Raw genomic sequence first — 14,021 nt, 5'->3', positions numbered from 1 at the left:
GTAGTTAATCGTAATGAATAACGACGAAAAGGGCAGTGCTCCAAAAGAAATGGTAGTTAATCGTAATGAATAACGACGAAAAAGGCTATGCCCCATAAGGAACGGTAGTAAATCGTAATGAACAACGACGAAAAAGGCTGTGCCCCATAAGGAATGGTAGTTAATCGTAATGAATAACGACGAAAAGAGTTGAACGCCGTAAGAAATGGTAGTTAATCGTAATGAACAACGACGAAAAGAGTTGAGCGCCGTAAGAAATGGTAGTTAATCGTAATGAACAACGACGAAAAGGGCAGTGCTCCAAAAGAAATGGTAGTTAATCGTATGAATAACGACGAAAAAGGCTGTGCTCCATAAGGAATGGTAGTTAATCGTAATGAATAACGACGAAAAAGGCTATGCCCCATAAGGAACGGTAGTAAATCGTAATGAACAACGACGAAAAAGGCTGTGCCCCATAAGGAATGGTAGTTAATCGTAATGAATAACGACGAAAAGAGTTGAGCGCCGTAAGAAATGGTAGTTAATCGTAATGAACAACGACGAAAAGGGCAGTGCTCCAAAAGAAATGGTAGTTAATCGTAATGAATAACGACGAAAAAGGCTGTGCTGCATAAGGAAGGGTAGTTAATCGTAATGAATAACGACGAAAAAAGCTGTGCTCCAAAAGAAATGGTAGTTAATCGTAATGAATAACGACGAAAAGGGCGTTCTGGAAGTTATTCAGAATCAATAACGGGCAAAATGACAATGTACAACTTAATACCGGTGTCAATCCCAAATCGTCCCCTTAAGCTTTTTCCGTGTAAAATAAAATGGCACCTACTATACTAAAGAGGAATATACAGTATTGGAGGAATACTATATGCATATTGAAATGTGGACTGACTTCGCTTGACCGTTTTGCTATATTGGCAAAAGGCATCTGGAGGATGCCATTAAACAGATTAATCATCCAATTGAAGTGACTTATCGCTGCTTTGAACTGGACCCGACTGCTGAACGGGATATAAAGGATAATATGTACGAAAAGTTATCCAAGAAATATGGGATGACGATTGAACAGGCGAAAGCCAACACGCAAAACATGGTGCAGATGGCGAGAAATGCCGGGCTTGAATTCAACATTGATACCGTCATTCTCACTAACACGTTTGATGCTCACCGTCTGACGATGTTTGCCAAAGCGAAAGGACTAATGAAAGAAATGACTGACAGGCTGCTCCGGGCTTATTTTACAGATTCCATTCATATAGGGGATCATGCTGCTTTAGCAGAATTAGCCGAAGAAGTTGGCCTGAACCGAGAGGAAGCTGAAAAAATGCTTGCCGGCAATGAGTTTGCAAAAGAAGTCCGTGCAGATGAGCAGCTGGCACAGCAATACCGCATCACCGGGGTTCCATTCTTCCTTATTAATAAAAAGTATGCACTTAACGGAGCACAGCCAACTGAGATGTTTGTTCAGGCTCTGCAGAAGATTATTGCAGAGGATGAGATTACCGTTTTAAATGATCATGACGGTATGATCTGTGATGATGACGGCTGTGAAATTCCTAAAAAACAATAAGATCAAAAAGAACCAGTCTCTCCTTATATGAACTATACCCTAGATAGTGGACACTGATAAAAAAGTGCCCCTTTCTGGGGTTTTTTGTGTTTCAATAGTTTTAATGAATAAGGCGGAGGATTTTTTATGAGTAAGAATATCTATAATGAATTCCAAATGAAAGAGCTTGAAAAGAATCCTAATGTTTTGAGGGCTTCTGAGAGGTCAATCTCCTATAGTTCTGAATTTAAGATAAAAGCAGTGGCGGAGTACAAAAGTGGGAAAACACCATCGCAAATCTTTATTGAACAAGGCTTTGATCTCGAGATGATTGGCAAGGAACAGCCAAAACGTTGTCTTAAGCGTTGGAGAGAAACATTCGAAAGGTTCGGGGAGGAAGGTTTCCTTACGGAACGTCGAGGTAAAGGGAGCACTGGACGTCCTTCTTCTAAACAACTTTCCATTGAGGAGAAACTAAGGAAGGCTGAGGCAAGGATTAAATTCCTTGAGGCAGAGAATGACTTCTTAAAAAAGCTGGAAGAACTAGAAAGGCAGGCGTTGATGAAGAAACGATTCTAACGGCAGCTGAGAAGTTTTCTTTAATTGAGAAAACCATCAGAACATATCAGTTGAAAAAATCTGTTTCCTACCTGTGTGAACTGGCAGGCGTAAGTCGAAGTGGCTACTATGATTGGCTGAAGGCAGCACAATTACGGGCACAACGTGACGAGAAGGATCAATTGGATATAGAGTTAATTCGAGAAATATTCATAAGTAAAAAAGAAAAAGTAGGTGTCCTCCAGATCAAAATGATTATGGAGAATGATTATTCATCGGTAATGAACCACAAAAAGATTAGGCGTCCACTATACCCATCCCCAATTCCAAAGCAAAGTAAAAGAACTTGGCTTAATACAATCGATGTCCCGAAAGGGAAACTGTTGGGATAACGCACCAATGGAAAGTTTCTTTGGGCACTTTAAGGATTTAGCAGAGTATAAATCATTAGATAATTTAGGAGATGTTAGAAAAGAAGTGGATCGAGTGATTGAGGAATATAACCAGCATCGTTATCAATGGGGCTTAAATAAAATGACCCCGGAGCAATACCGGGGCCATTTACTAGCCGCATAGGCGCTTTTTAAACTGTCCGTAAATCGGGGCACAGTTCAATAAGGAAAAGGCTGGTTCTTTTTAATTAGCCGCCCAACTTGAAAAATCAACGTACCTTCTTTTTTTATGGGCATATGATGTGTTGATAAATCTGTGAAGGGAATGACATGTATTGTATCATCCTAATGCGTATTCCTATCCATATTACCCTTTAGTAAATGCACCTGTATTCCATACTGACAACATGTTAAGAAGCAATCAGGATCATTTTCAGCAGCTTTGTGAAACGGTCCTTGAAGGGGTCAAAAGGGAAGCTTCGGTACTTGAGCTATACACGCAGCTTGCAGAACAAGCCCCTAATGAAGAGCATAAACAAAATATTATTCAGGCTATTGAAGGAAAGAAAGTCCATTTAACCCATTTTTGCAATCTTTATTACAATTTAACAGGAACACAGCCGGAGTATCAAATTGGCGAAGTATCCATTGATCATTATCGGGATGGCCTGCAGAGGGCTTATCAATTGGAAATGGAGGGCTTCCAGGAGAATCAGCGCGGTTCCGCACTTTCTCAGCTTCCTCAGGTTCAAAATGTGTTCATTTGGGCTATGACAGGGGAACAGGAAAATGCAGCACGCCTTGTTACACTAAATGACCGGATTACCGATTATGGCCCTCAGCCATTTGTCGTTGATATTGAGGAAGCGACAAAACAAAATAACACTTTCCGGACGGCGATTTGGACAGGAGAGCATTTGCAGCTGACATTGATGAGCATAAATGCAGGAGAGGATATCGGACTGGAAATTCATCCTGAACTTGATCAATTCTTAAGAATTGAAGAGGGGGAGGGAATCGTCCAGATGGGAGATAGCAAGGATCAATTAGATTTCCAGCGTAAAGTAGCAGACGATTTTGCCATCATCATCCCTGCAGGAAAATACCATAACGTCATCAATACAGGCAGCAAACCTCTTAAGCTATACTCTATCTATTCCCCGCCGCAGCATCCGTTTGGGACGGTGCATCAGACGAAAGCAGATGCCATGGCTGCTGAGGAAGAGCATCAGCAAGGAAATTAAAAGAAAAGGGATAAAACAAAAGCGGTCAGGGCACATTCGCTTTCGTTTCATCCCTCTTTAATTTGGATTAGAATCTCATTACATAAATTACTCTTGTCTGGTAAGTATATTTAATAAATCTAAAGCTGGAGAATTTTATGAAGAATTTAGTAAAGGTTCTAATACCCAAACAACTATATTTATTAATCATCCTGTCAACAGGCTTGCTAAACCATGTAATATTGATTCCTAATTTATTGACAGCTGCCGGAAGAGATAGCTGGCTGAGTGTGATTGCAGCCTATCCGATTTCACTGTTTTTCATATGGCTTATTTACTACATACTAAAAAACTCATCTGATGAAGGCTTCTTTTTCATGGTGAGAAAGCGTCTCGGACGGACATTTTCCGTGCTCTTATCGGTTCCTGTGATTCTTTTTTTAATTACGGGCTCCTATATAACATTCAGGGATTTAATGATTTGGCTGAATGCGTATTTTCTGGCAGATGCTTCTGTCCTTATGATTAATATAATTTTAATACTGGTATGCATGATTATGACACTTTCCGGTGTGAAATATATGGCTATATCAAGCGGCATACTGCTTCCGCTTGTTATGCTTTACGGCGTATTCATTTCCGTTACAAATACTAGATTGAAGGACCCCGGCCTATTGTTCCCGCTGCTTGCAGACGGAGCAGAGCCGCTCATGTATGGTATTCTCTATACTCTTTCGGGATTGTTTGAGGTTTATATCATCATATTACTGCAGCCGTATTCACAACAAGCCTTTAAGTTTAAGCATCTTGTTATTCTTTTGACGCTTCTGGCAGGATTAATTTTAGGGCCGCTCACAGCCTCGATCATGGAATTTGGACCTGAAGAAGCGGCTAAATTTCTTTACCCTGCCCATGAACAATGGAGGGTATTAAGCATTGGAGAGTATATCTCTCATCTGGACTTTCTCGCTTTATATCAGTGGCTAAGCGGGGCATTAATCAGAATCGGCTTATTTATGTATTTAGCAGGCGCATTTTTTCCAGCTAAAAAGAAACATTATCGATTAAATCCGAAGTTGGTCTTTTCTTTATACCTCATCTTGTTTGGGCTAATGAGTATAAAGATTGAAACGTATACCTTTTATCAGGTTATCTATAAGTATTATCTGCCGGTCAGCATGGTGTTTTTTCTGTTGTATATCCTTTTGTCAGCTTTGATTATATTAGTTTTGAAGAAAAGGGATGAAAACCATGGCAAGAACAAGAATTCCAAAGTCCAATCCTCAACATAAAGAGAATGGCTGCATAAAAGCAGAGAAGTTAAAACAGCAGTTTTCCAAAAGCGGGGATTTTGTAAGCAATGTCCATGCTGCTGAAAAAGATGAGTTGGAAATTTTCTATTTCGATACTTTGGCCGATACCAAATATTTGGATCAATATATCTTGCCAAAGCTTGCTGCTGAAAAGGACGGAACTGCAAAAGATAAGCTCAGGATTTTATTCCAAGCTGACCTGGTAACGGAAAAATCAATTGATGACTTGTCTTTATTGCTTTTTGAGGGGAATTTCCTGTTCCTGGCTGATCAGCACTTGTTGAGTATAAAAGCAGCAAACCTTCCAAAACGGCAGCCTGAAGAGTCTGCACTTGAGACTTCCATTAGAGGCCCAAAGGATGGGTTTGTTGAAGATCTGCAAACAAACATATCTTTAATACGCAGAAGGCTCAATACCAGCACTTTATGTGTTGAAAAATATACAATTGGAAAACGGAGCAAAACGAAAGTGGCACTCATGTATATAGAAGATATTATTGATCAGCGTGTTCTGCAGGAAATCCACAAACGAATGGGGAAGGTTGAGCTCGATATCTTGACCAGTATCCATGAACTCGACTCCTTAATAAGGGACCGCCCTTTTTCGATATTCCCCAGTCTTGATTATACAGGCCGTCCGGATTTTATCGTTCAGGCACTGAATCAGGGCCGGTTTGCCATTCTGGTGGAAGGAAACCCCACCGTTACCTTTGCCCCAATCAGTTTATTGCTGCAGACTAAATCACCTGAAGACCATTACATCAATTATGCGTTTGTAAGTCTGGAAAGAATCATCAGGATGATTGGGATAACGGTATCCGGTTTCCTTCCAGGGGTATGGATTGCATTTTCCGCCTTTAATATTGAACAGATTCCTTACCTGATGGTTGCCACTATCTCCGTGTCCCGATTTGGCCTGCCTTTGAGTGCGCCGATTGAAATGTTTATCATACTGCTTTTGTTTGAGCTTTTTAATGAAGCTGGAATCAGGCTGCCTAGAGCCATTGGACAGACAGTGGCAGTATTGGGCGGTTTAATTGTCGGTGATGCAGCCATAAGGGCCGGATTAACCTCTCCAACCATGCTCGTTGTTTCGGCCATTACGTATATTTCGTCTTTTACCCTAGTGAATCAGTCCCTTAGTTCCGCCATTACCATTGTTAGATTTATCGTTATCATCGTGAGTACTTTTTTAGGCTTGTTCGGTGTTATCGTATGCTATATTCTCACTGTTTTATATTTATCGACACTATCTTCTTTTGGCGTTCCTTATCTTTCATCCATAGCCCCAATAAGCTGGAGGGAAAGTGTAAAGGCATTTCTGATGCTGCCTGTGCAATTTTATAAATCCCGTGCCTCGGCAACTAGCCCTGAAGATCCAACGAGGGGGGATAAATAATGGCAAGGAACGTAATACTGATGATTGCCGCATCCTGTATTTTGCTTTCAGGTTGTGCCGGCATCAAAAATATACAGGATTTAACCTATATTGTATCAATCGGGATGGATTATGATGAAGAAAAAGATGAATATACAGTCTATCTCCAAGGGCTGAATTTTTTAAATGTCGCTAAGCAGGAAGGCGGAAAGACAGCTGAGCCAGTCCCTATATTTGTGGCTTCAGCGAAAGGGGAAACGTTAAATTTAGCTGTAAGGAAGCTGTACAAATTATCCGAACCTCCCTTATTCTTTGGCCATGTAAAGACTCTAGTCATCTCCAAACGGATCGTTCAGCACAAATTTAAGGAGGTGGTGGAGGAGGTTGGGAGGAATCGTTCTATTCGTCCTACACTTCATATCGTGACAACAGACGAATCCATTGAAGAGGTTTTTAATATTAATGCTCTGTTTAATTATCCAGCTATATATACTGTTTTATTTAAAAAGGATTTTTACGAGGTTGCCCAAAATGAAATTCGGCCCGTACCTTTAATGAAGTTTCTGCGGGAATATTATGAACCGATGAATGCAGCGAAACTGCCCTCCGTTAAAATTAATAAATCAGGCTGGAAAGCAGAAAAGGATTACCCGGTATTATATTTTGATGGTTATACCGTTTTTCAAAACAAGAAATATATAAAGGAACTTGCATTTGAGGATTCTTTATTTCTTAACTGGATAATGGAAAATTATATAGCTTTAGATGAAAGAGTCGAAGAAGATGGTAAATTGGCTGCAGCCGTAAAGCTGGAAAGTCCGGAGCTGAAATTTAAGTATGAGGAAAATGCCCCTTCCCCGAAATTCTCCATTGTTTTATCCATACGTGCTGATTTACTGGAAAGAGTAGAGGACATTTCTCCTGATCGATTGAGAAGCTTGGTGGAAGAGAAAATAAAAACAAAACTGCGATCCCTTTATTTGGATGGGGTAGAAAGAAAAATTGACTATCTTAATGCCGGTGAGAAATGGTTTCGTATGCGTCCAGAGAAATTTGCGGAATTAAAAAAACATGGTAATTTTTATTTGGATGAAAACTCTCTTACTGACATTCAGGTGAATGTTCAGATTTTAAATTTCAACAGCTATAAGTTTAATGAATGAAAAATTTCTTCTGGGAAGACGCTGAATACCTCTTCTTTTTTAGCAAATTTTACTCTAAAAAAAGATAAATAATCCTGGACTTTTTTGGCACTAGTCGAAGTATCAGCGGCAAACCCGTTATGGCCAGTAAGACTATAGAGGTGGACCAGTAAGCGAAGGGGCTGGATTCAGGAACAGAGAAACCGCAGTTTTGTCACCCCTGGCGCGACAAAGTTAGGTTTCTCCTTTGTTGAGTATAGCCCATTTGTACTTTACCATTAATAATAAAGTACTATATTTTGAAAGGATGAGTGTACATGGCTCAATCTAATCTAAAAGTAGCTGTACAGAAGTTCGGTAATTTTCTGAGCTCTATGGTTATGCCGAATATCTCTGCTTTTATAGCATGGGGTCTTATTACAGCTTTATTTATACCTACTGGCTTCTTCCCAAATGAAAGCCTTGCCAAAATGGTCGATCCAATGGTTAAGTACTTGCTTCCGCTTCTAATTGGTTATACCGGAGGGAAGCTTGTACATGATCAGCGCGGTGCCGTTGTTGGTGCCATCGCGACTATGGGGGTCATCGCAGGCGCGGAAATTCCTATGTTCCTAGGCGCCATGGTTATTGGTCCTCTTGGCGGCTATGTGATTAAGAAGTTCGACCAGATGATCGAAGGCAGGGTGCGTGCAGGCTTCGAAATGCTCGTGAACAACTTCTCTGCAGGAATTCTTGGTGCAATTGTTGCCATCCTTGCATTCCTGGGAGTGGGTCCTGCTGTTGATGTATTTACCGGCTGGCTTGTAGCTGGAGTTGACTGGCTGATTGGCACAGGACTTCTGCCGCTGACAAGCATCTTAATTGAACCGGCAAAAGTATTATTCTTGAACAATGCCATCAACCATGGTGTTCTTTCGCCAATCGGCGTTGAACAGGTAAAAGAAACAGGACAATCCATCCTGTTCCTGCTTGAAGCAAACCCTGGACCTGGTATTGGTGTCCTGCTTGCTTATATGTTCTTTGGAAAAGGCAATGCAAAGAAATCTGCTCCTGGTGCCGGAATCATTCACTTCTTCGGCGGGATTCATGAAATTTATTTCCCGTACATCTTAATGCGTCCTATGCTCATTATTGCTGTCATCCTGGGCGGAATGAGCGGTGTGTTCACACTGGTTCTTTTAGGCGGCGGATTATTCGCTCCTTCTTCACCGGGCAGCATTATCGCCATCACGGCTGTGACGCCTCATCATGCAAGTGCGTATATTGCAAACTTCGCAGGTGTTCTTGTGGCTGCTGCTGTTTCATTCATCGTGTCTGCATTTATTATGAAAACAGGCAAGCAGGGTGAAGAAGATATTGAAGAAGCTGCGAAAAAGATGCAGGAAATGAAAGGCAAGAAAAGCTCTGTATCCAACGTGTTTGAAGGCGGTCAGGCTGCAATGCCCGATAATGTATCCAAAATCTATTTTGCCTGTGATGCAGGAATGGGCTCAAGTGCCATGGGTGCATCACTTCTCCGCAAAAAGGTGAAGGAGGCGGGCATGGACATTGCTGTTACGAATACAGCGATTTCCAATCTCCCATCAGATGCTGAAATCGTCATTACACAGGAAGAACTGACACCAAGGGCACGCCAGAAAGTGCCGAATGCATTTCATGTATCGGTTGATAACTTCCTGTCAAGTCCGGAGTATGATAAGCTGATCAGCGCACTTCAGTTCCCGGCTAACTCGGAACTGCACGAAATCGTTGAAGATGCTGAAGAAAATGTTCCTGACATCGTGGATGAAGAAATGGCTCATAATGACGATTTATTGCGTCCGGAAAATATTTTCCTGAACAAGGAGTTTGCTGATAAGGAAGAAGCGATCCGCTTTGCAGGAAGAGTGCTTGTCGATGCAGGCTATGTGGAAGAAAGCTATATTGAAGCCATGATTGAACGTGATAATATCACTTCCACATACATGGGAAATGATGTAGCGATCCCGCACGGAACCGAAGAAGCCAAAAAAGCTGTGATCAAATCCGGCTTTACAGTTATCCAGGTGCCAAATGGTGTTGATTTCGATGGCCAAAAGGTCCGTCTGATCTTCGGAATTGCAGGCAAAGACGGCACACATCTTGAAATCCTGTCAGGAATCGCGGTAACATGTTCTGACATGGATAATATCGAAAAATTGGCTGCGGCTGAATCTGTCCAGACCATTATGGATATTATCGGCAAAAAATAAAACTAAAGCTATTTCCGAATAGAAAAGCGTCATTCTGCGCTTTTCTATTCAGTGTTTTTGTCACTAATTTTAGAAATGAGCTGATCTCATGTATATTACATCGAGGGAAAAAGCCATTATTGAATTGATTATAAAAACATCGGGTAAACACACGGCATTGTCGATTGCCTCTTCGTTAAATGTCAGTGCGAGGACGATTCAGAGGGATTTAAAGGCAGTGGAGAAAATCGTCAGTGAGTTCGAATTAAAGTTAACCCGCAATTTAAATCAGGGCCTTGCGATTGAAGGGAAAAATGAGCAGATTTTCCGGCTGATCCAGCATTTGACCAGCAGTGAACCGATCGACCAGCCTCCTCAGGAAAAGAAGCTGCGCCTTCTTATAGCCATTCTTGAAGAAGACTTATACAAGATTCAGATTCTGGCAAGCTACCTCGGCATCAGCACGGCAACCCTATCAGCCTATCTGGATGAACTTGCTGAATGGCTATCTGTATTCCAGGTGCAGCTGACGAGAAAACGGGGAGTCGGTGTAGAGCTTCACGGATCAGAAGCCAACAAACGAAGAGCGCTTGCGCATTTTTTCCTTCAATATTTTCATGAAGAATTAATTGAGAAACTATTTTTGCTGGAAAAAGGAAAGCTTGGTGAAGAAAGGATTCTTCATTACTTTGAACCGGATAATCTTTTCCAAGTGAACAGCATTGTTCAGACTGTTTTTTCTGGTGCACCTGCCCGGTTTGCTGATAGCGGATACCTGGAGGTTGTGCTGCATGTAAGCATTTCTCTGCAGAGGACCCTAAAACAGCTTTTTGTGGATCAGAATGATACCCTTCCTGAAAAGGAAGTTATTGTTGAATACGGTTTGATGCAGCAGATAACAAGCAAGCTGGAACAAAAATTTGACTGCAGTTTTTCAGAAGGGGATATCCTATACCTCGCACGAATACTTAAAGGGACCAAATTAAGCGGAGACGAGGCTTTTCCATATGACAGCATTCTGCTCGCCCAAATGATCAAGAACGTGATTAAATCTGTTTCGGAACAGCTGCATGTGGATTTGACCAGGGATTTTTCCTTATTTCAGGGACTGCTGGCCCACATGGAGCCATCCATATTCCGCATGAAACAGAATATGGAATCCTATAACCCGCTTAAAGAAGAAATTATGCGTAAATATCCGGTTCTGTTCATGGCTGTAAAAAAAAGTCTTGAAGAGGAATTTACTGATATTGATCAATTTTCCGATGACGAGATCGCGTTCATCGTCCTTCATTTTGGCTCAGCCCTGGTCATGCAGGAAGAGAATCTTTCCATTAAGGCGCTTGTCATTTGTCCGACAGGCATCGGAACATCCAAGATGCTAAAGAGCAGGCTGAAAAAAGAAGCAGCTGAAATTGATGTGATCGAAATCAAGTCGATGAAGGAAATTTCAGAGGGTGCTGATCTGAAAGAATATGATTTAATCCTTTCTACAGTCAGACTTCCTTTTATAAATGCTGAGTACATATTGGTGAATCCGCTCTTAAGCGATGAAAATATTCTTACCATAAAAAACTACTTGCAAAACAATATTGAAAGCCTGACAAAAGGAAAAGAATATCAGCCGGAGGAAGGGTTCAAACAGGCTGAACAGAGAAACCTTTCATTATCCGCAATGCTTGAGGAAGTAAGAGATATCCAGGAGAGCATCGAGTCTCTTGTTCATAACTTTCGTTTTTACCGGATGGATGGAGGAGAAAGCCAGGAGCAGATTCTTAAGAAAATGCTTGGGAATGCCGAAGGAGATAATTTGCTGACGAATGCTGAAGATGTCCTGCAATCATTAAGGGAGCGGGAACAAAAAGGCGGGCTTGGCATACCTGAAACCAATATGGCACTCTTTCATGCCCGCAGTAAAAATGTCCGTGAACTTATTTTTCAGGTTGCCCACCTCCCTGAGCCATGCATGGTAAAGGGGATGGACGGGAGAGATGTTATTCTAAAAAACCTTCTGCTCATGCTGGCACCGTTCGAGCTAAGCAGAAGAGAGCAGGAGATATTAAGCTTAATCAGCACAAATATCATTGAGACAGAGGAAGCGATTCTAATTTTTTCTTCAGCCAATGAAGACATGATTTACAAGAAGCTGGAATCGATTTTTACAGAATACCTGCAGTCCCATTTTAAAATAAATCAGTAAAGGAATGATTTGATGAAACAAGCAGTGCATTTTGGAGCAGGGAACATAGGAAGAGGTTTTATCGGAGCCCTATTTTCACAGTCAGGCTACCATGTAACTTTTGTTGATATTGCCGACGAAATCATTAATCAGCTGAACGAAGAAAAGCATTATCAAGTGCTGCTGGCTGCAGATGAACAGGAATCCATGATAATTGAAAATGTTTCAGGATTGAATAATCTAAAACAGGAGAATGAAGTGATAGAGGCCATTAAGCAGGCTGACTTCTTAACAACAGCGATTGGCCCTAACATCCTTCCGCGGATTGCCCCATTAATTGCAAAAGGCCTGGCTGCAAGAGCAGCTGCAGGAAATAACGAAAAGCTTTATGTCATTGCATGTGAAAACCAGATCTCTGCGACTGACCTTTTAAAAGGCTACATTATGGAGCATCTTGACAGAGATGTAAATCTGGCCGGTGTATCTTTCTTAAACTCCGCCGTAGACCGAATTGTCCCAATCCAAAACAACCAGGGATCACTGGATGTTCTTGTTGAACCGTACCATGAATGGGTGGTGGAGGTGACTGAAGATATTCCGCATATCGAAGGAATGAAAATTGTTCCGGAGCTTGCGCCATTTATCGAAAGAAAGCTGTTCACGGTTAACACAGGACATGCTGTTATTGCTTATTTCGGATACCTGGGCGGAAAAGAAACCATCGACCAGACACTTGCAGATGAAGAAATTTATAAGCAGGTTCAGGCAACACTCCGTGAAACAGGTGCCTATTTGATTAATCGATATGATCTGAATCCGGAGGGCCATCAGAAATATATTGATAAAATTATCGGCCGGTTCCAAAATGCCCACTTGAATGACGGTGTCACACGAGTAGGACGCTCGCCGATAAGGAAGCTTGGCCCTGAAGACAGACTGGTTCGTCCGGCCCTGCAGGCACAAAAAGCAGGCTTATCTTACACAAACCTGGCTAAAGCCATTGCTGCGGCACTAATGTTTGATAACAGGGAAGACGAGGAAGCAGTAAAGCTACAGGAGATGATTCAAGAAAACGGAGTGCCAAACGTGCTGAAAGAAGTATGCGGACTTGAAGAATCAAGCGAGCTTGCTATAGAAGTACTGAAACAGTATGAAGCATTGAAATAATAAATTGGATTAGAGGCTGCTGAAATGATTCGGCAGCCTTATTTTTTTGGAGTTCTTCGGTGGGGGGGTGCGGCAATGAAATTTTACTAAGATTTTACTGGGGTAAAGGTAGCCAGTTTTGGTTGTGCATGACGGGCAAAGTTGGTGGACAGTCAGGAAAATAGGTTTCATGGAGGGCTTATGAAGCCCAAAATGGGTGGAGTGATAAGAAAATGGTAGTCATGTAGTACTCATGAAGCCCGAAATGATTGGAGAGTGGAGGAAAAGGTCGCCATGGCGAGCTTATGAAGCCCAAAACGGATGAGGTGCCGAGGAAATGGTAGCCATGTAGTGCTCATGAAGCCCAAAATAGGTGGAGTGATAAGAAAATGGTCGTCATGTAGTGCTCATGAAGCCCAAAACGGATGAGGTGCCGAGGAAATGGTCGCCATAGAGAGCTTATGAAGCCCAAAATTCATAAAGCCCATAAATTCCGTATTCATCAGGTGGCAAAGGAGAAGTCATCTTCTATAATAAAGCCGAAATCCCAGAACCAGCCGTCGAAATGGGAGTTAACCAAAGGGAATAAAGCCGAAATCCCAGAACCAACCATCAAAATGGGAGTTAATCAAAGGGAATAAAGCCGAAATCCCGGAGCCAGCCAACAAACTGGGAGTTAATCACAGGGAATAACGACGAAAACTCGAAGCCAGCCACAAAATGGGAGTTAATCAAACGGAATAAAGGCGAAATCCCAGAGGCAGTCAACAAACTGGGAGTTAACCAAAAGGAATAACGACGAATTCCCATAGCAAGCCATCAAAATGGGAGCTAATCCAACGGAATAAAGCCGAAACCCCGGTGCCAGCCATCAGAAGGGGCGTTAATCATAAGGAAGAGCGTCGAAACAAGGAAATTTTTAAAACTGGATTAA

9 protein-coding genes and 1 pseudogene are annotated in these 14,021 nt (G+C 41.8%); all 10 read left to right on the top strand.

Going from position 1 to position 14,021, the window contains the following annotated elements; genetic code table 11:
• Positions 1–910 precede the first annotated feature (910 nt).
• The 10 genes and pseudogenes from AC0VZ9_RS15100 (at position 911) to AC0VZ9_RS15055 (ending at position 13,108) form a co-directional block, all read left to right on the top strand.
• The gene (locus tag AC0VZ9_RS15100; RefSeq protein WP_475397506.1) at positions 911–1,567 is read left to right on the top strand and encodes a DsbA family oxidoreductase; all 657 of its coding nucleotides are present in this window, start codon (positions 911–913) and stop codon (positions 1,565–1,567) included.
• A 126-nt stretch (positions 1,568–1,693) separates the two neighbouring features.
• Positions 1,694–2,125 (top strand): HTH domain-containing protein, encoded by a 432-nt coding sequence (locus AC0VZ9_RS15095; RefSeq protein ID WP_009336810.1) that lies wholly within the window; start codon positions 1,694–1,696, stop codon positions 2,123–2,125.
• 279 nt (positions 2,126–2,404) lie between these two features.
• Positions 2,405–2,680, top strand: a pseudogene (locus tag AC0VZ9_RS15090) (integrase core domain-containing protein); the annotation flags it as partial.
• Between the two features lie 151 nt (positions 2,681–2,831).
• Entirely contained in the window at positions 2,832–3,740 is a 909-nt protein-coding gene (locus tag AC0VZ9_RS15085; protein WP_019383432.1) for a cupin domain-containing protein, read from the top strand.
• A 137-nt stretch (positions 3,741–3,877) separates the two neighbouring features.
• Positions 3,878–5,011, top strand: a complete 1,134-nt coding sequence (locus tag AC0VZ9_RS15080) for an endospore germination permease (protein ID WP_475396389.1) — start codon at positions 3,878–3,880, stop codon at positions 5,009–5,011.
• Positions 4,971–6,431 carry a spore germination protein gene (locus tag AC0VZ9_RS15075; RefSeq protein WP_475396388.1) on the top strand — a complete coding sequence of 487 codons (1,461 nt, stop codon included), beginning with the start codon at positions 4,971–4,973 and terminating at the stop codon, positions 6,429–6,431. Before AC0VZ9_RS15080 ends, AC0VZ9_RS15075 begins: the two co-directional genes overlap by 41 nt.
• Positions 6,431–7,573: a Ger(x)C family spore germination protein gene (locus tag AC0VZ9_RS15070; protein ID WP_019383434.1), complete on the top strand. Its 1,143-nt coding sequence runs from the start codon at positions 6,431–6,433 to the stop codon at positions 7,571–7,573. Before AC0VZ9_RS15075 ends, AC0VZ9_RS15070 begins: the two co-directional genes overlap by 1 nt.
• Before the next feature lie 296 nt (positions 7,574–7,869).
• A complete protein-coding gene (locus AC0VZ9_RS15065; protein WP_251267146.1) occupies positions 7,870–9,783 on the top strand; it encodes a PTS mannitol transporter subunit IICBA in 1,914 nt (637 codons plus the stop codon).
• Between the two features lie 88 nt (positions 9,784–9,871).
• Entirely contained in the window at positions 9,872–11,962 is a 2,091-nt protein-coding gene (locus tag AC0VZ9_RS15060; protein WP_475396387.1) for a BglG family transcription antiterminator, read from the top strand.
• Between the two features lie 12 nt (positions 11,963–11,974).
• Complete coding sequence (locus AC0VZ9_RS15055; RefSeq protein ID WP_251267148.1) at positions 11,975–13,108, top strand: mannitol-1-phosphate 5-dehydrogenase; 1,134 nt, start codon at positions 11,975–11,977, stop codon at positions 13,106–13,108.
• Positions 13,109–14,021: the final 913 nt, after the last annotated feature.

It is taken from the genome of Cytobacillus sp. QJM3NY_8 (assembly GCF_056173585.1).
The sequence above is the reverse complement of the archived record's forward strand: the minus strand, read 5'-3'. Positions and strand labels throughout refer to the sequence as shown.